At 66.1% G+C, this 16,093-nt stretch carries 15 protein-coding genes; 8 read left to right on the forward strand and 7 right to left on the reverse strand.

Annotated elements, in window-relative coordinates; all coding sequences use genetic code 11:
• Nucleotides 1-23: 23 nt before the first annotated feature.
• From AB7849_RS16350 to AB7849_RS16360, 3 genes are all read right to left on the reverse strand, one after another.
• Nucleotides 24-1,625, reverse strand: coding sequence for a peptide chain release factor 3 (locus AB7849_RS16350; protein ID WP_008207929.1), 1,602 nt, complete (start codon nucleotides 1,623-1,625; stop codon nucleotides 24-26).
• A gap of 70 nt (nucleotides 1,626-1,695) precedes the next feature.
• Nucleotides 1,696-2,463, reverse strand: a complete 768-nt coding sequence (locus tag AB7849_RS16355; RefSeq protein ID WP_147626425.1) for an anti-sigma factor family protein — start codon at nucleotides 2,461-2,463, stop codon at nucleotides 1,696-1,698.
• 5 nt (nucleotides 2,464-2,468) lie between these two features.
• On the reverse strand, nucleotides 2,469-2,987 hold the full coding sequence (locus tag AB7849_RS16360) for an RNA polymerase sigma factor (RefSeq protein ID WP_008209590.1): 519 nt from the start codon (nucleotides 2,985-2,987) through the stop codon (nucleotides 2,469-2,471).
• 205 nt (nucleotides 2,988-3,192) lie between these two features.
• Between AB7849_RS16360 and AB7849_RS16365 the strand changes: the two genes are divergently transcribed.
• The 3 genes from AB7849_RS16365 to AB7849_RS16375 all read left to right on the forward strand — a co-directional run bounded on the left by AB7849_RS16365 (nucleotide 3,193) and on the right by AB7849_RS16375 (nucleotide 5,555).
• Entirely contained in the window at nucleotides 3,193-4,194 is a 1,002-nt protein-coding gene (locus AB7849_RS16365; protein ID WP_157618042.1) for a cytochrome D1 domain-containing protein, read from the forward strand.
• Nucleotides 4,195-4,280: 86 nt separating this feature from the next.
• Nucleotides 4,281-4,592: a high-potential iron-sulfur protein gene (locus AB7849_RS16370; RefSeq protein ID WP_008209587.1), complete on the forward strand. Its 312-nt coding sequence runs from the start codon at nucleotides 4,281-4,283 to the stop codon at nucleotides 4,590-4,592.
• Between the two features lie 159 nt (nucleotides 4,593-4,751).
• Nucleotides 4,752-5,555, forward strand: a complete 804-nt coding sequence (locus AB7849_RS16375) for an extracellular solute-binding protein (RefSeq protein WP_008209586.1) — start codon at nucleotides 4,752-4,754, stop codon at nucleotides 5,553-5,555.
• A 191-nt stretch (nucleotides 5,556-5,746) separates the two neighbouring features.
• Here AB7849_RS16375 and fusA read toward each other — a convergent pair whose 3' ends face one another.
• The 4 genes from fusA to AB7849_RS16395 all read right to left on the reverse strand — a co-directional run bounded on the left by fusA (nucleotide 5,747) and on the right by AB7849_RS16395 (nucleotide 10,007).
• Nucleotides 5,747-7,888, reverse strand: a complete 2,142-nt coding sequence (gene fusA / locus AB7849_RS16380) for an elongation factor G (RefSeq protein WP_369501398.1) — start codon at nucleotides 7,886-7,888, stop codon at nucleotides 5,747-5,749.
• 110 nt (nucleotides 7,889-7,998) lie between these two features.
• Nucleotides 7,999-8,661 carry a M24 family metallopeptidase gene (locus tag AB7849_RS16385; RefSeq protein ID WP_008209584.1) on the reverse strand — a complete coding sequence of 221 codons (663 nt, stop codon included), beginning with the start codon at nucleotides 8,659-8,661 and terminating at the stop codon, nucleotides 7,999-8,001.
• Nucleotides 8,662-8,689: 28 nt separating this feature from the next.
• Entirely contained in the window at nucleotides 8,690-9,043 is a 354-nt protein-coding gene (locus AB7849_RS16390) for a DUF1304 domain-containing protein (RefSeq protein ID WP_008209583.1), read from the reverse strand.
• Between the two features lie 28 nt (nucleotides 9,044-9,071).
• Entirely contained in the window at nucleotides 9,072-10,007 is a 936-nt protein-coding gene (locus tag AB7849_RS16395) for a carbohydrate kinase family protein (RefSeq protein ID WP_008209581.1), read from the reverse strand.
• Nucleotides 10,008-10,298: 291 nt separating this feature from the next.
• Here AB7849_RS16395 and AB7849_RS16400 point away from each other — a divergent pair, with 291 nt between their 5' ends.
• From AB7849_RS16400 to rodA, 5 genes are all read left to right on the forward strand, one after another.
• A complete protein-coding gene (locus tag AB7849_RS16400; protein ID WP_008209579.1) occupies nucleotides 10,299-11,345 on the forward strand; it encodes a rod shape-determining protein in 1,047 nt (348 codons plus the stop codon).
• Nucleotides 11,346-11,553: 208 nt separating this feature from the next.
• The gene (gene mreC / locus AB7849_RS16405) at nucleotides 11,554-12,504 is read left to right on the forward strand and encodes a rod shape-determining protein MreC (RefSeq protein WP_092703812.1); all 951 of its coding nucleotides are present in this window, start codon (nucleotides 11,554-11,556) and stop codon (nucleotides 12,502-12,504) included.
• Nucleotides 12,501-12,986, forward strand: a complete 486-nt coding sequence (mreD, locus tag AB7849_RS16410; RefSeq protein WP_008214818.1) for a rod shape-determining protein MreD — start codon at nucleotides 12,501-12,503, stop codon at nucleotides 12,984-12,986. Before mreC ends, mreD begins: the two co-directional genes overlap by 4 nt.
• A 46-nt stretch (nucleotides 12,987-13,032) precedes the next feature.
• Nucleotides 13,033-14,976, forward strand: a complete 1,944-nt coding sequence (gene mrdA, locus AB7849_RS16415; protein ID WP_008214820.1) for a penicillin-binding protein 2 — start codon at nucleotides 13,033-13,035, stop codon at nucleotides 14,974-14,976.
• Complete coding sequence (rodA, locus tag AB7849_RS16420; protein WP_369501399.1) at nucleotides 14,973-16,088, forward strand: rod shape-determining protein RodA; 1,116 nt, start codon at nucleotides 14,973-14,975, stop codon at nucleotides 16,086-16,088. The genes mrdA and rodA overlap by 4 nt, the downstream gene beginning before the upstream one ends.
• Nucleotides 16,089-16,093 lie beyond the last annotated feature (5 nt).

The following is a 16,093-nucleotide window of genomic DNA, read 5'->3' on the forward strand; positions in this document are numbered from 1 at the left end:
GGCGAGCAGGGAGGGGCCGGACATCAAACCTCGACGGCCGCCGCATGTTCGCGCGTGGCGGCGAAGCGCACCTGCGGCCAGCGCTCCTGCGCCAGTTGCAGGTTGACCCGGGTCGGGGCGATGTAGACCAGTTCGCCGGCCGCATCCAGCGCCAGATTCATCGCGTTCTTCTCGCGGAATTCTTCCAGCTTCTTCTCGTCGTCGCAGTGCACCCAGCGCGCGGTGGTCACGCTGACCGGCTCGAACGTGGCGTCCACGCCGTATTCGTCTTTCAGCCGGTAGGCGACCACGTCGAACTGCAGCACGCCGACAGCGCCCAGGATCAGGTCGTTCGACATCAGCGGACGGAAGAACTGCGTGGCGCCTTCCTCGGACAGCTGGGCCAGGCCCTTCTGCAACGCCTTCATCTTCAGCGGGTCGCGCAGGCGTGCGCGGCGGAACAACTCGGGCGCGAAGTTGGGAATGCCGGTGAAGCTCACGGCTTCGCCTTCGGTGAAGGTGTCGCCGATGGAAATGGTGCCGTGGTTGTGCAGGCCGATCACGTCGCCCGGATAGGCGCTTTCCACGATCTCGCGATCAGATGCCATGAAGGTGAGCGCGTTGGCGATGCGCACGTCCTTGCCGGTGCGGGTCTGGATCATCTTCATGCCGGCGGTATAGGTACCCGAACACACGCGCATGAAGGCCACGCGGTCGCGGTGCGCGGGGTCCATGTTGGCCTGGATCTTGAACACGAAGCCGCTGAGCTTTTCCTCGTCCGGCTGCACTTCGCGCGAGGTGGTGGTGCGAGGGCGCGGCGCGGGGGCATGCTCGACGAAGAAGTCCAGCAGCAGCTGCACGCCGAAGTTGTTCACAGCTGAGCCGAAAAACACCGGGGTGAGCTTGCCGGCCAGGTATTCGTCCTGGTCGAACGAGGGCGCGGCGCCCTGCACCAGCTCCAGTTCCTCGCGCAGCTCGGCCAGTGCCGCGGCGCCGACGGCCGCTTCCAGTCCCGGTGCATCCAGACCCTTGAAGATGGTCGAATCCTGCCGGGTGAAATTCTTGCCCTGCTCGAACACGTGCACTTCGTCCAGCAGCAGGTGGTAGACGCCTTTCAGGCGCTTGCCCATGCCGATCGGCCAGGTCAGCGGCGCGCAGGCGATGCCGAGCACCGACTCCACTTCGTCCAGCAGTTCGATCGGCGAGCGGCCCTCGCGGTCGAGCTTGTTGATGAAGGTCATGATCGGCGTGTCACGCAGCCGGCAGACTTCCATCAGCTTGATCGTGCGTTCCTCCACGCCCTTGGCGCAGTCGATCACCATCAGTGCCGAATCGACCGCGGTCAGCACGCGGTAGGTGTCTTCGGAGAAGTCCGCGTGTCCCGGCGTATCGAGCAGGTTGACGATCTTGCCTTCGTACGGGAACTGCATCACCGACGAGGTGACCGAGATGCCGCGTTCCTTTTCCAGCGCCATCCAGTCCGAGGTGGCGTGGCGTGCCGCCTTGCGGCCCTTCACGCTGCCGGCCATCTGGATCGCGCCGCCGAACAGCAGCAGCTTTTCGGTCAGCGTGGTCTTGCCCGCGTCGGGATGGCTGACGATGGCGAAGGTGCGGCGGCGGCGGGTTTCTTGCAGATGGGAGGGCATGGGATACGGTCAGGCAGCTGTATGCGAACCGCTCATTCTACCGTGAATCGGACCGTGGCCTTGTGTCGCGTCAAATGGCCGAGGGCCGTGATGCATCGCGGATGGCACGCATGTCGGAGGCGTCGTCGTGGCTGACCAGGGCGTAGTTGTAGCCGTTGCCGGACCAGTACGACGCGACCAGTTGCCCTTCGCGCCGCTGCCCGCGCCGCAAGGTGCCGGTGTTGGGCGACGGCGGCCGGATGTAGAAACTGATGGCATCGCCCTGGCGATCTTCGTACAGCACCATCGCGGCGGGCCCGTTGTCGGTCGCCAGTAGGCGGCCGCCGACGGGGCGAAAGCCGGAGTCCGCCAGGTTGGGCAGTCGCGCCGCGTTGCGGAAGTGCTGGTCCAGCCAGCCTTGCAGCTCGCCGGCATGCTGCTGCGTCACATCGAGGTTGACGTGCCGGTTCAGCGCGAACATGCGGTAGGCCTGCAGTGCATCGGCCATGGGCGCCGCGGCCGTCGGCATCGTCATGCGCCGCGCCTGCCAGCCACTGATCGCGCCCACGCCCAGTGCCAGCACCAGCATCGCGGCCATGGAGAGGCGCGCACGCACGCGGTGCCGGCGTCGTGCCCGGATCGTCGCCGGGTCGAGGGCGGCCTGCCCGGTCGAAGCGGGCAGGCCGCCGAGCATGGCGCGCAACTGCTGGGCATCCTGCTGCCACCCGCGAATCTCTTTGGCGCGCGCCGGGTTGCGCTCCAGCCACGCCTCCATGCGGGCGCTGTCGGCTTCGTCCAGGCGGCCGTCGATGTACGCGTGGATGTCGGCTTCGCCGGGAAACGGGGTTGTCTCGTTCATGTCGTTCACTTGAGTAACCGCAGGGCGGGTGTCTTCAATGTTTCGCCATCGCTCAGCCGGTGCAACGCCGCCCGGGCCCGTGACAGGCGCGACATCACGGTGCCCATGGGCACGTCCAGAAGCTGGGCCACTTCACGGTAGCTGAGGCCTTCCACCGAAACCCACAGCAGCAGGTGCCGCTGTTCGTCGGGCAGGCGTTCCAGCGCCTGCAATGCCGACTGCGCCATCACTTCGCGTTCCACCGATGGCTGTTCGCCTTCGCTGCCATGGTGCAGGAACCTGAGCATGCTGGCGTAGCGCTGCGCGCGGCGCTTGCCATCCAGGAACAGACGGTACGCGATGGTGAACAGCCACGCCCGCAGCGCGGTGTCGTCGCGCCGGCTTTCCCAGCGTGAAAGCGCCCGCTCCAGGGTCGACTGGACCAGGTCGTCGGCGTTGTTGGCGTCGCGCGTCAGCCAGCGCGCAAAGCGGCGCAGGCGCGGCAACAACTCGCGCAATTGATCGTCGATGTCGTGTTCGAGCATGGCCGGAGAGGCCTCCCGCGGCGTGGCAGATGCAGGGTAGACGCTATCGCGCGGGAATTATTCCCCGTGCCATGGAATAAATGTCGACGCGGGGCGTCTGCCTTGTGCAATCCGGACCGTCGAAGGCCCGGGAACGGTTCACGGCGAACATTCATGACCGCCATGACCGGATGCAAACAGATCCTCCCACATGACAGGAATTGGCATGAGTTTGAGCAATAACCTTACGACAGGCGGCTTGCGCCGCACACTGACCTGTTGCGCCGTGACGCTGGTGCTTGGCGGCGGTATCGCTGGCGCCGGTGCGGCCGAACCGGAAAGCCTGTTTCCTGCACCGGTCTACGTGACCTTGCAGGCGGGCAACGCCGTCGAAAACATGCCGTCGGGCAAGACGTGGGGCGGCGTGGCCAGCGCCCACTACGACGCCGTCAGCCGGGATGGCAAATATCTGCTGGCCAGCAGCAAGGATCGCCCGGAGGCCTATCTGCTGGACGCACACAGCGGCAAGAAGCTGGCCACTTACGACATCGGCCCGACACCGCAAGGCGTGGCGATCAGCCCGGATGGACGCTGGGGCATGGCAGTCAGCGCGGGCAATGGCACGGTGGCGGTGATCGACATGACGACCCGCAAGCTGGTCAAGTCGATTGCGGTCGGCAAGGTGCCGCACAACATCCGCTTCATCGCGGACAGCAAGCTCGCCTACGTGACCCTGCAAGGCGGCACCGGCGTGGCCGTGGTGGACATGCAGTCGCTGAAGAAGATCGACGAAATCCCGGTGCCGGGCATCCACGGTCCGCACAACCTCGATCTTTCCGCCGACGAAAAGACCCTGTGGGTACGCGACCTGGTCGGCAAGGTCGCCGTCGTCGACATTCCGTCGCGCAAGGAGCTGGCAGTGATCCCGGTGGGTCTGGGCCACGCCGGCATCGACGTCATCCCCGGTGGCCGCTACGTGTTCACCGGGGCGATTGCCGACCACGTGGTGGACGTGATCGACCCGACCACGTTCAAGGTGGTCAAGCGCATCGATGTCGGCCAGGGGCCGCATGGCGTGCGCGCCAGCCGCGATGGCCGCTGGGTCTACGTGGGCGTCACCGGCACCGACAAGGTAGCGGTGATCGATTCCCGCAGCCTCGATGTGGTGAAGCAGATATCCACCGATGGCAAGTTGCCGTTCTGGCTCACCGTCGTCGGCAACGACTGAGCCGAGCCGGTTTCCATGGCGCAGGCAGCCGGCTTCGCGCGGGCTGCCGCGCCCATCACTTTTCCATGAACACGAGAACCCAGGTCATGACCGACTCATTCAACCCCGTCATTTCGCGCCGCCTGATGCTGCGGCACATGGCGGTGGCCGCAGGTGCGGTCGCCAGCTTGCCGCTGCTCGGCCGACCCGCCTTGGCGCGTGCGGACGCGGCTCCCGCCTCCGGCACGGCGGCCAAATCGGCGTTGCAATACCAGGATCACCCGAAGGGCACGTCGGCGTGTGCGAACTGCGCCAACTACATCCCGGGCAAGGACCCCAAGGCCGACGGTCGCTGCATCATCGTGGCCGGCGATATCAGTCCGAAGGGCTGGTGCCTGGCCTACGCCGGCAACGGTTGAGGCCGCCGTTGCCCTGGTTTCGGCGCGGAGGAACAGGGAAAACCCGTCGCCGCGGGAATAAACCAGATGACCCGGGCGTCTCTCTCCTGACCACGCGGCCATGCGATGGCCGCTGAAAAGCCCCGCAAGGGATACCCGTACCCGGATCAGGAAACGTTGATGAAACCCGTCATTCCCGCTTTGCTTGCCGCCGTGCTGCCGTGGGCACTCTGCCTTTCGGCAACGGCGCACGAGATACCCGACCCGACGATCGTGCACAACGCCAGGGACGGCGTGGTGCGGTTGTACGGCGCCGGCGGACCCGACACGGCTTTCCGCAAGGTGGCCGCGGCATACCAGAAGAAAACCGGCGTGCAGGTGATCATCACCGCCGGCCCCGAACCCACCTGGACGAAGAACGTCCAGGCTAACGCCGACATCCTCTGGGGCACCGCCGAGCAGGACATCACGGCTTTTCTGGAAACCTACAAGACGTTTTCTTCCCGCGATGTCATGCCGATCTATATCCGTCCCGCGATCATCGCGGTGCAGAAGGGCAACCCCAAGGGCATCCGCGGCTTCGACGACCTGCTGAAGAACGGCATGAAGATCGTCGTCACCGAAGGTTCCGGCGTGGCGAATACGTCCGGGACAGGCGTGTGGGAAGACGTTGCCGGTCGCCTGGGCAGCCTCGATGACGTCAAGCGCTTCCGCGCGAATATCGTCGCCTTCGGCAAGGGCAGCGGTGCGTCCTACAAGGCCTTCGTCAGCATGCATGCCGATGCCTGGATCACCTGGCCGGACTGGCCGATCACCCATCCGGAGCAGGCGGACCTGGTGCCGTTGTCCAAGGCGCGAACCATCTGGCGCGACGTCAATGTCGTGCTGGCTCCGGATGCCGACCCCGAGGCCCGGAAGTTCGTGGGTTTCCTGACCAGTGAAGAGGGCGCCCGCATCATGAAAACCGAGGGCTGGGTGCGCTGATCCGACAACCCTCGTGGTCGTGGCACATGCGGCACGCCCCTATGGCTCTGGGGGCGAGTGTGTCATCGGCCCTTCGGCCCCGATGAATGGGTGCCTCGCCCTGCAGTGCCATCTGGCGTGCACTGCAGGGCGACTTTTTGCCTGCTTCATCCCGCCGGCACCGCGTGCCATCGCGGATGAAGGAACACGACCTACTTGGCCTCTTTTTCCATCAGCTTCTCGACCATGTGCGAAGGCACTTCCTCGTAGTGGTCGAAGATCATCGTGAAGGTGCCGCGACCCGACGTGGCCGAACGCAGGAAGTTGATGTAGCCGAACATTTCCGACAGCGGCACGTGGCCGTCGACGTAGGCCTGCGTGCCGCGCTGGCCCTGGTCGTTGATGGTGCCGCGGCGGCGATTGATGTCGCCGATCACGTCGCCGAGATAAGTGGCCTCGGTGACCACCTCCAGGCTCATGATCGGTTCCAGCAGCTTCGGGTTCGACAGTCGCTGCGCCTCGCGGAAGCAGGAGCGGCCGGCGATCTCGAAGGCCAGTGCCGAGGAGTCGACATCGTGGTACTTGCCGTCGATCAGGCGCGCCTTGAAGTCCAGCACTTCATAGCCGGCCACCTGGCCCTGCAAGGCCTCGGTGCGGATCGCATGCTCCACCGCCGGAATGTATTCGCGCGGCACGCGGCCACCCACCACCTCGTCGGAGAACACCACGCCCGAACCGGTCTCGCCCGGCTCGAAAATCATCTTCACCTCGGCGAACTGGCCCGAGCCGCCGGACTGTTTCTTGTGCGTGTAGGTGTGCTCGACGCTCTTGCCGAAGGCCTCGCGGAAGCTGACCTTGGGCTTGCCCATGTTGGCTTCCACGCCCAGTTCGGTGCGCATGCGGTCGATGGTGATTTCCAGGTGCAGCTCGCCCATGCCCTTGAGCACGGTCTCGCCGGTTTCCTTGTCCACTTCCATCTTCAGCGAGGGGTCGGCCTTGACCATCTTGTAGAGCGCGGTGGACATCTTGTCGACGTCGTTGCGGCTCTTCGGCTCCACCGACACGCTGATCACCGGGTCAGGGAAGCGCATGCGTTCCAGCAGCACCGGATGGCCCGGATCGGTCAGCGAGTCGCCGGTCTCGGTTTCCTTCAGCGAAACGAAGGCGCAGATGTCGCCCGCGCGCACTTCGTCGATCTCCCTGGTGTGATCGGCCTGCACTTCGACGATGCGGCCGATGCGCTCCTTCTTGTCGCGGGTGACGTTGTACAGCGCGTCGCCCTTCCTGATCACGCCGGAATAGATGCGGGTGAAGGTGAGGGTGCCGAACGGGTCGTTGATGACCTTGAACGCCAGTGCGCGCACCGGTGCATCATCGGTCACCGCCTGCTCGCCGACGACGTTGCCGTCCTCGTCGACCACCGAAATGCCGCCGTTCTCGCCGGGGTAGGGCATGTAGTCGATCACCGCATCCAGCAATTGCTGCACGCCCTTGTTCTTGTACGACGAGCCGCACAGCACCGGGATCAGCGTGCCGGCCACGCAACCCTTGCGGATGCACTTCTTCAGTGTTTCCAGCGAGGGTGTTTCGCCGCTGGTGAGGTAGGTATCCATCACCGCGTCGTCGGCTTCGACCGCGCTTTCGATGCTTTGCTCGCGCAGCTTGGCCAGGTCGGCCACCCACTGCTTGTCGGCGCCATTGGTCAGCGCCTGCACGCGCGGATGCGCGGCAAGTTCGTCCAGCGGAACGGTTTCCCATTTGCTGTCCTTGTCGTCGCCCAGCCAGATGTAGCCGACGCCCGCGATCAGGTCGGCCATGCCCATGAAGTCGTCATGGCTGCCCAGCGGCACCTGGCACAGCACGGCGTTGGCACCCAGGCGGTTGCGGATGCCGTCCACGCAGTGCTGGAAGCTGGCGCCGATGCGGTCCATCTTGTTGACGTAGCACAGGCGCGGCACCTTGTACTGGTCGGCCAGGCGCCAGTTGGTCTCGGTCTGCGGCTCCACGCCGGCCACACCGTCGAATACCACCACGGCGCCATCCAGCACGCGCAGCGAACGGTTCACCTCGATGGTGAAGTCCACGTGTCCCGGGGTGTCGATCACGTTGATGCGGTGGTTCTTCCACTCGGTGGACACCGCCGCCGACTGGATGGTGATGCCGCGCTTGCGCTCCTGCTCCATGTAGTCGGTGGTGGTGGAGCCCTTGCCGTCCTTGGTGTCGTGTACGTCGATGATCTGGTGCTTCTTGCCCGTGTAATACAGCACGCGCTCGGTCGTCGTCGTCTTGCCGGCGTCGATGTGCGCGATGATGCCGATGTTGCGGTACAGGTTGAGCGGTTTCTGGCGGGCCATGAGCGGGGTTCCGGGTGGAGACGGAGGGTGTGGGTCAGGACTGTCACATGCCGTTGGGCAGGCGGTTTTTCAACGGTGCCGCGGTGGTCGTGGCGCGACCGGGGCCAGCGTCACGCTTCGAGCAGGTCTTCGTAGAATGCGCCGAATGGCTCGCTGGGATGCGCGATCTGGATTTCCAGCACCCACAGGCCGCTGGACGGGGTGTGCTCAAGATCACCCAGGTTGCCGCCCTTGTGCACCGAATGCGGGAAGTCGCCGAGGCGGTGACCCTTGATCGCGTGGTTGAAGCGCCAGCCCATGGCCTGTGCGCGCTGTTCGGCGAATGCGTACAAGGCTTCGCCGCTCAGTCCCTGCGTACGCCAGGCATCGGCGACGTCATGGAACAGCGTGCGGGCGGCGTCGGCGCAAGCCTGTCGTTCCGGCGCCTCACCGACCACGAAAGTGTCGCCGACATCGCCCTCGTGACTGTCGAAGACCAGGCCGAGGTCGATGAAGCAGATGTCGTTCTCACCCAGTCGCACGCCCGGGTCAGAGCGCTGGCGATAGGTTTTGGTGGTGTTCGGTCCGAAGCGGATGTACGGCGGATGCCACAGCCGTTCGACGCCCAGTTCGCGAAACACTTCGGCGGCGGCGACCTGCGCCTCGTCTTCGCTGATGCCGGGATGGATGCGTGCCTGGATGCCGCGCAGTGCCAGCCAGGTCTGCTCGCGGGCGCGCCGCATCAGGGTCGGGTCGAAGCGGGTGCCGACGGCTTCGCGGTCGGGAGAAGTCATGGGGGAGCAGGCTCGGGGCGTGGTCGACTTACGCTAGCACGAGCACCAGGCCGATCGCGGCCGGCAGCGCCTGGATCCACAGCACCCGGCGCGAGGTGGTGAGGCCGCCGTAGAGGCCGGCGATCAGCACGCAGCCCAGGAAAAACAGTTTCACCGGCAGCCCGGCGTGGCCCAGACTGAGGCCCCAGATCAGGCCGGCGGCGAGGAAGCCGTTGTACAGGCCCATGTTGGCGGCGAGCGCCTTGGACTGGGTGGCGAAGGCCTGCGTGATGCCGAACGCGCGCAGGCCGGTGGGCTTGTCCCACAGGAACATTTCCAGCACCAGGAACCACGCGTGCAGCAGCGCGATGATCGCGATGACGATGTCGGCGGTGAGTGCCATGCAGAGATTTCCGGCGAGTGGGTGCGGCTCAGCCCAGCGCGTGGCCGAACTGCTCTTGATACTCGGCAGCGAACTGCGCGTAGTCGAAGTGCTGGTTCTGCGTGCCGGGGTGTTCCACTTTCAGTGCGCCCATCAGCGAGGCCATGCGGCCCACGGTGGGCCAGTCGTAGCCGCGCATGATGCCGAAGATCAGGCCGGCGCGGTAGGCGTCGCCGCAACCGGTGGGGTCGATGATCTCGCGTTCGCGCGCCGGCGGAATGTCGTAGACGGTGCCATCGGCGTGGATGCACGAGCCGCGCGGCCCCAGCGTGACGATGTAGGCCGTCACGTGCGAGGCGATCTCGTCCGCGCTCCAGCCGGTGCGGGCCTGCAGCAGCTGCGACTCGTAGTCGTTGACGATGACATAGGTGGACTTCTCGATCATCGCGCGGAATTCGTCGCCGTTGAACAGCGGCATCGCCTGGCCCGGATCGAAGATGAACGGCACGCCGCGGGCGGCGAACTCGTCCACGTGCTGCAGCATCGCCTCGCGGCCATCCGGCGCCACGATCGCGAAATCGATCTGCGGGATGTCGCGCACGTGGTTTTCCTGCGCGCTGGACATGGCCCCGGGGTGGAAGGCGGTGATCTGGTTGTTGTCCAGGTCGGTGGTGATGAAGCACTGCGGGGTGAACTGCTCGTCGAACACGCGCACGCCGTCGAGCCGGATGCCGCACTTTTCCATGTGTGCGCGGTAGGGCGCGAAATCCTGGCCCACGGCCGCCACCGGCAACGGGTCACCGCCCAGCAGCTTGAGGTTGTAGGCGATGTTGCCGGCGCAGCCACCGAATTCGCGACGCATCCGCGGCACCAGGAACGATACATTCAGGATGTGCATCTGGTCGGGCAGGATGTGGTTCTTGAACTGGTCCTGGAACACCATGATGGTGTCGTAGGCAAGCGATCCGCAGATGACGGCAGACATGATGGTGACGTGGCCCCGGTGTTGGTGTGATGGCTGCGCGGACTGGACTGGACGCAGCCGGGCGGTCGGCCCGCACCTTGCGCGGGTTCCGCCCAAAGTACGCCATCGTACCGTCATCGCGGCGTGCTGGCGACTTTCTGTCCATCGCTGAAGTTCGCCGTGGATGACAGGAAACGTGCATATCATCCTGCCGCGCAAGGATTTCTTAACGTTGGCGTCCTTGCGGATCGGGTCGGCGCTGACTAGACTGGCGCGCTTACTTTTTAGCCAGGTCGACGCGCGGCGAATCCCATGTTCAAGAAGTTTCGCGGAATCTTTTCCAACGACATCTCCATCGACCTCGGCACAGCCAACACGCTGATTTACGTGCGTGGCCAGGGCATCGTGCTGAACGAGCCTTCGGTGGTGGCGATTCGCCAGGATCGCGGCCCGGGTGGCCCGCGCACGGTGGCGGCGGTGGGCGGCGACGCCAAGCGCATGCTCGGTCGCACCCCCGGCAACATCGCCACGGTGCGGCCGATGAAGGACGGCGTGATCGCCGACTTCACCATGACCGAGGCGATGCTGCAGCATTTCATCAAGCAGGTGCACAAGTCGCGCATGCTGCGGCCCAGCCCGCGCGTGCTGGTCTGCGTGCCGTGCGGCTCGACCCAGGTCGAACGCCGTGCCATCAAGGAATCGGCCGAAGGCGCCGGTGCCCGCGACGTGTTCCTGATCGAGGAGCCGATGGCCGCTGCGATCGGTGCCGGTATCCCCGTGCACGAGGCGCGCGGCTCGATGGTGCTGGACATCGGCGGCGGCACCTCCGAAGTGGCGGTGATCTCGCTCAACGGCATCGTCTACTCGCAGTCGGTGCGCGTCGGTGGCGACCGCTTCGACGAGGCGATCATCAACTACGTGCGGCGCAACCACGGCACCCTGATCGGCGAATCCACCGCCGAACGGATCAAGCTGCAGATCGGCTGCGCCTTCCCGCAGTCCGACGTGAAGGAGATCGAGATCTCCGGCCGCAACCTCGCCGAAGGCGTGCCGCGCATGTTCACGATGAACTCCAACGAGGTGCTGGAAGCGCTGCACGAGCCGTTGTCGGGTATCGTGGCCGCGGTCAAGTCGGCGCTGGAGCAGACACCGCCGGAACTGTGCTCCGACGTGGCCGAGCGCGGCATCGTGCTCACCGGCGGCGGCGCGCTGCTGCGCGACCTGGATCGCCTGATCTCCGAGGAAACCGGCCTGCATGTGCAAGTGGCCGACGATCCGCTCACCTGCGTGGCACGTGGCGGCGGCAAGGCGCTGGAACTGATCGACCAGCACGGCAGCGACTTCTTCGCCCCCGAATGAAGCGCGCCCGCAAGGGCACAGTATCTCCCTCTCCCCGGCGGGGAGAGGGTTGGGGTGAGGGGCGGGTGCTCGCGATAGCGCCGATCGAAACGCGCTTTTCCCTGCCTCTTCCCGACAAGGGGAGGCAAACGCGCGGCGTCACTCGGACCCGCATCGTTATGCATCCGGGTAATCTTGGCTGTCGCCGTCTTCTTTCTGGGTTTGCTTGATGGGTCCGGAGTCGTCTTCACCCCTGTTCACCGGCTCCGTTGCCGGTACGCTGCGGCTGATCTTCTATCTCGCGCTGGCCATGGTGCTGATGGTGCTCGACCATCGCAACGGCTGGCTGTGGCGCGTGCGTTACAACGCGGCGGTGGTGGTGGAGCCGTTGTACAAGCTGGCCGGCATGCCGTCGGCAGGCATGCACGCGCTGGGCGTGGCCTTCGCCGATCGCAAGCTGCTCACCGAGCAGAACCAGCATCTGCGCGAAGACCTGCTGCTGGCCAATGCCAAGCTCAACCGCATGGCTGCCGTGGCCGAACAGAACCAGCGCCTGAAGGAATTGCTCGATACCCGCCACAACCTCACGCTCAAGGTGCAACTGGCGCGGGTGGTCGGGGTCGACCTGGGGGCCTATCGGCACCGCCTGATGCTTGACGCGGGCGCGCGCCAGGGCGTGAAGACCGGGCAGCCGGTCATCGATGCGCATGGCGTGATGGGCCAGATCGTGCATGTGTTGCCGTCCACCTCGGAGATGATGCTGGTCACCGACCCGGACAGCGCGATCCCGGTGGTGATCGAGCGTACCGGCCTGCGCACCGTGGCCTACGGTTCGCGCGAGGGCGACCAATTGACCCTGCCGACGATTCCCCGCGCCGCCGACGTGAAAGCGGGCGACCACCTGCTTACGTCCGGCATCGGCGGACGATTCCCGCCGGGCTTCCCGGTGGGCGAGGTGGTGTCGGTGGCGCCTGCGGCGACCGGAACCTTCCTGGAAGCCCACGCCGAGCCCAGCGCGGACCTCGACCGCAGCCAGGACGTGTTGCTGCTGCATGACCTGGCCGCGCCGGCCGGACCGCCCGCGCCGGCGCCCGAGGCCGGGCCGCCGGCATCGCTGGCGCCGGCCGTCTCGTCGGCCGCGCCGGCGCCCGCCACGCCCGCCACGGGAGCTGCCCGATGAATCGCACCCGCCTGGCCCGCTGGTGGTTTGCCGGTACTTTGCTGGTCTCGCTGCTGGCGATGCTGCTGCCGTTGCCGACCGTGCTGGAACCGTTCAAGCCGTACTGGCCGGCGCTGGTGCTGTTGTACTGGACGCTGGAAGCGGGCGACCGGATGACCCTGGGGATGGCGTTCGCGCTGGGGTTGGGTGCCGATCTGCTCGACGGGGTATTGCTGGGCGAACAGGCGTTGCGCCTGACCGCGCTGGTCTTCATCGCCTTGCGCTTCCGCTCGCGGCTGCGCTTCTTCCCGATGTGGCAGCAGACCCTGGCGGTGCTGGCGTTGCTGGTCAACGATCGCATCCTGCTGCTGATCGTGCGCGCGTTCGCCGGCGAGGCCCTGCCGCCGCTGGCGTGGTGGGTTTCACCGTTCGTCGGTGCGGCGTTGTGGCCGTTCCTGTTCCTGCTGATGGACGACCTGCGCATGCGCTTGCGCATCCAATGAGCCGGCGCGGGAGCATGATGATGGCCGACATGCGCGAGGCGGGCTGATGCAGCAGCGGCGCTCGATCAAGGACCACCGCAGCGAGGGCGCGCTGTTCCGGAGGCGTGCGCTGGTCGGATTTGCGCTGATCCTGCTGGGGCTGTGTGCGCTGGTCTCGCGTTACGTTTATCTGCAGGTGGCGCGACATGACGAGTTCGTCACCCGCTCGGTGAACAACCGGGTCAAGCCGCGCGTGCTGCCGCCGCCGCGCGGGCTCATCTACGACCGCAACGGCGTGCTGCTGGCGGACAACGTGCCCGCGTTCCGGCTCGAGGTGGTGCCCGAGCAGGTCAAGGACATGAAGGCGATGCTGGCGCAGCTCGGCATGGTGGTGCCGCTGAGCCAGGACGACATCGACAGCTTCCTCAAGCAGGTCAAGCAAAGCCGTCGTTTCGACAGCGTGCCGTTGAAACTGCACTTGACCGAGGACGAGATCGACCGTTTCGCGGTGAACCGCTGGCGTTTCCCCGGCGTGGACGTGGTGCCGTACCTCACCCGCAACTACCCGCTGGGCAGCCTGTTCGCGCATGTGGTGGGGTACGTGGGCCGGATCGACGCCGACGACATGAAAAAGCTGGACGAGGCCAGTTACAAGGGCACCACCCATGTCGGCCGCATCGGCATCGAGCGTTCCTACGAAAGCGTGCTGCACGGCACGCCGGGCTATGAGCTAGACGAGGTGAACGCCAACGGTCGCGTGCAGCGCGTGCTGGAAACCCATCCGCCGTCGCCCGGCAAGAATCTTTACCTGAGCATCGATGCGCGCATCCAGAAGGCCGCCGAAAAGGCCTTCGACGGGCGCCCCGGCGCGGCGGTGGCGATCGACCCGCGCAACGGCCAGGTGCTGGCGATGGTCAGCGTGCCCACCTTCGATCCGAACCTGTTCGTCGACGGCATCAGTGCGGCCGATTACCACGCCTTGCTGTACGGGCCGGACAAGCCGTTGTTCAACCGCGCGATCAGCGGCGTGTACCCGCCCGGTTCCACGGTGAAGCCGCTGCTGGCGCTGGGCGGGCTGGAGCTGGGCCTGCGCACGCCCGAGGACACCGTGCTCTCCACCGGCGTGTTCTATATCCCGGGGCAGAAGCGCGGCTACCGCGACGACCGCCGCGGCGGCTTCGGCACGGTGAACATGAAGCTGGCGATCATGTGGTCGGTGAACACCTACTTCTACAAGCTGGCACTGGACATGGGCATCGACCGCTTCAGCAAGTGGATGGGCCGGTTCGGTTTCGGCAGGCCCACCGGCATCGACCTGGACAACGAGGCCGCCGGCGTGCTGCCGTCGCGGGCGTGGAAATCGAAGCACTTCCGCCAGCCGTGGTATCCGGGCGAAACCGTGATCGCCGGCATCGGCCAGGGCTACTGGGCGGTGACGCCGTTGCAACTGGCGCATGCCATCGCCACCCTGGCCGGGCACGGCGTGCCGTATGCGCCGCGACTGGTGATGTCCGAACAGAGCGGCGAGAACAACCCGCCCGTGCCATTGGTCAATCCGCCGACCGGGCCGTCGCTGGTGACCAGTGAGGCAAACTGGAACACGGTGGAGCAGGGCATGCAGATGGTGGTGAACGATCCGCGCGGCACCGGCTACGGCCTGGGCAAGGGTTTTCCCTATACCGTCGCCGGCAAGAGCGGCACCGCCGAGCGCTACTCGCGCACCACCGACGCCTACAACACCAACAAGAGCACCGCCTACCTGGCCAGCCGCCATCGCGCCTGGTTCGAGATGTTCGCGCCGGCGGAGCATCCGCGCATCGCCGTGGCGGTGGTGCTGGAATCCGGAGCCTGGGGCGCGGCGGATGCGGGTCCGATCGCGCGCAAGATCCTCGACGCCTGGCTGTCCACGCAGAAAGACCCGCCGCCGGACACGCCGCTGCCGGAGTCGCGCACCAAGGCACCCCCGCCGTCGACCGCACCGGCACCGGCGCCGACGGGAGCGACGCCATGATCGAACTGATGCGAGTACGCATGAACCGCTTCCTGCGCCGGATCCTGACCCGGCCGCGAATCGATCTGCCGTTGGCTGCAGGTCTGTTCCTGCTCGGTGCGGTGGGTCTGGCCACGCTGTACAGCGCCGACGGCGGCAACATGTCGATGGTCGGCGGCCAGGCCGCTCGTTTCGTGCTGGGCGGCGTGCTGTTGTTGCTGGTCTCACGCATTCCGCCGGCAACGTTGCGCACCTGGACGCCTTGGCTTTACATCGGCAGTACGGCCTTGCTGGTGGTGGTGGCGGTCCTGGGTGAAGGTCGCGGCGCGGACCGCTGGCTCGATCTTGGCGTGATGCGCTTCCAGCCGTCCGAACTGCTCAAGCTGACCATGCCGATGATGGTGGCGTGGTATCTGCACGCGCGGCCACTGCCCCCGAGCTGGAAGGACATGGCCGTGGTCGGCTTGCTGATCGTGATACCTGCCGCCTTGATCGCCAAGCAACCGGACCTGGGCACCGCCCTGCTGGTGACGGCGGCCGGCATGTTCGCGCTGTTCCTGGCCGGCATGGGCTGGTGGCGCATCGTGGCCTTGCTGGCGGCGGTGGTCGGGATGATTCCGGTGGCCTGGCACTTCCTGCACCAGTACCAGCGCGACCGCGTGCTGACCATGCTGAACCCCGAATCCGACCCGCTCGGCAACGGTTGGCACATCATCCAGTCGCAGATCGCGGTGGGCTCCGGCGGCATCTTCGGCAAGGGCTTCGGACACAGCTCGCAGTCGCGGCTGGATTTCCTGCCCGAGCACACCACCGATTTCATCTTCGCGGTGTTCTCCGAGGAATTCGGCCTGATCGGCGTGTGCCTGCTGCTGGCGCTGTATGCCTTCATCATCGGCCGCTGCCTGTGGATCGCGATGCAGGCGCGCGACACCTATTCGCGGCTGCTCGCCGGGGCAATCGGCATGAGCTTCTTCGTCTACGTGTTCGTCAACGGCGGCATGGTTGCCGGCATGCTGCCGGTGGTCGGCGTGCCGATGCCGATGATCAGCTATGGCGGCACCTCGGCGGTGTCGCTGCTGGTGGGTTTCGGCGTGCTGATGTCGATCCACGCGCATCGCAAGATGCACGACTGAACGTC

Origin of the sequence: Rhodanobacter sp. FW021-MT20, from assembly GCF_041107475.1 — a bacterium.
GTDB classification, from domain to species: domain Bacteria; phylum Pseudomonadota; class Gammaproteobacteria; order Xanthomonadales; family Rhodanobacteraceae; genus Rhodanobacter_A; species Rhodanobacter_A glycinis.

What these genes read in the sequence shown, in the direction of transcription:
- AB7849_RS16350 (WP_008207929.1), bottom strand. Translation starts at nt 1,625, where the DNA reads ATGCCCTCCCATCTGCAAGAAACCCGCCGCCGCCGCACCTTCGCCATC.
- AB7849_RS16355 (WP_147626425.1), bottom strand. Translation starts at nt 2,463, where the DNA reads ATGAACGAGACAACCCCGTTTCCCGGCGAAGCCGACATCCACGCGTAC.
- AB7849_RS16360 (WP_008209590.1), bottom strand. Translation starts at nt 2,987, where the DNA reads ATGCTCGAACACGACATCGACGATCAATTGCGCGAGTTGTTGCCGCGC.
- AB7849_RS16365 (WP_157618042.1), top strand. Translation starts at nt 3,193, where the DNA reads ATGAGTTTGAGCAATAACCTTACGACAGGCGGCTTGCGCCGCACACTG.
- AB7849_RS16370 (WP_008209587.1), top strand. Translation starts at nt 4,281, where the DNA reads ATGACCGACTCATTCAACCCCGTCATTTCGCGCCGCCTGATGCTGCGG.
- AB7849_RS16375 (WP_008209586.1), top strand. Translation starts at nt 4,752, where the DNA reads ATGAAACCCGTCATTCCCGCTTTGCTTGCCGCCGTGCTGCCGTGGGCA.
- fusA (WP_369501398.1), bottom strand. Translation starts at nt 7,888, where the DNA reads ATGGCCCGCCAGAAACCGCTCAACCTGTACCGCAACATCGGCATCATC.
- AB7849_RS16385 (WP_008209584.1), bottom strand. Translation starts at nt 8,661, where the DNA reads ATGACTTCTCCCGACCGCGAAGCCGTCGGCACCCGCTTCGACCCGACC.
- AB7849_RS16390 (WP_008209583.1), bottom strand. Translation starts at nt 9,043, where the DNA reads ATGGCACTCACCGCCGACATCGTCATCGCGATCATCGCGCTGCTGCAC.
- AB7849_RS16395 (WP_008209581.1), bottom strand. Translation starts at nt 10,007, where the DNA reads ATGTCTGCCGTCATCTGCGGATCGCTTGCCTACGACACCATCATGGTG.
- AB7849_RS16400 (WP_008209579.1), top strand. Translation starts at nt 10,299, where the DNA reads ATGTTCAAGAAGTTTCGCGGAATCTTTTCCAACGACATCTCCATCGAC.
- mreC (WP_092703812.1), top strand. Translation starts at nt 11,554, where the DNA reads ATGGGTCCGGAGTCGTCTTCACCCCTGTTCACCGGCTCCGTTGCCGGT.
- mreD (WP_008214818.1), top strand. Translation starts at nt 12,501, where the DNA reads ATGAATCGCACCCGCCTGGCCCGCTGGTGGTTTGCCGGTACTTTGCTG.
- mrdA (WP_008214820.1), top strand. Translation starts at nt 13,033, where the DNA reads ATGCAGCAGCGGCGCTCGATCAAGGACCACCGCAGCGAGGGCGCGCTG.
- rodA (WP_369501399.1), top strand. Translation starts at nt 14,973, where the DNA reads ATGATCGAACTGATGCGAGTACGCATGAACCGCTTCCTGCGCCGGATC.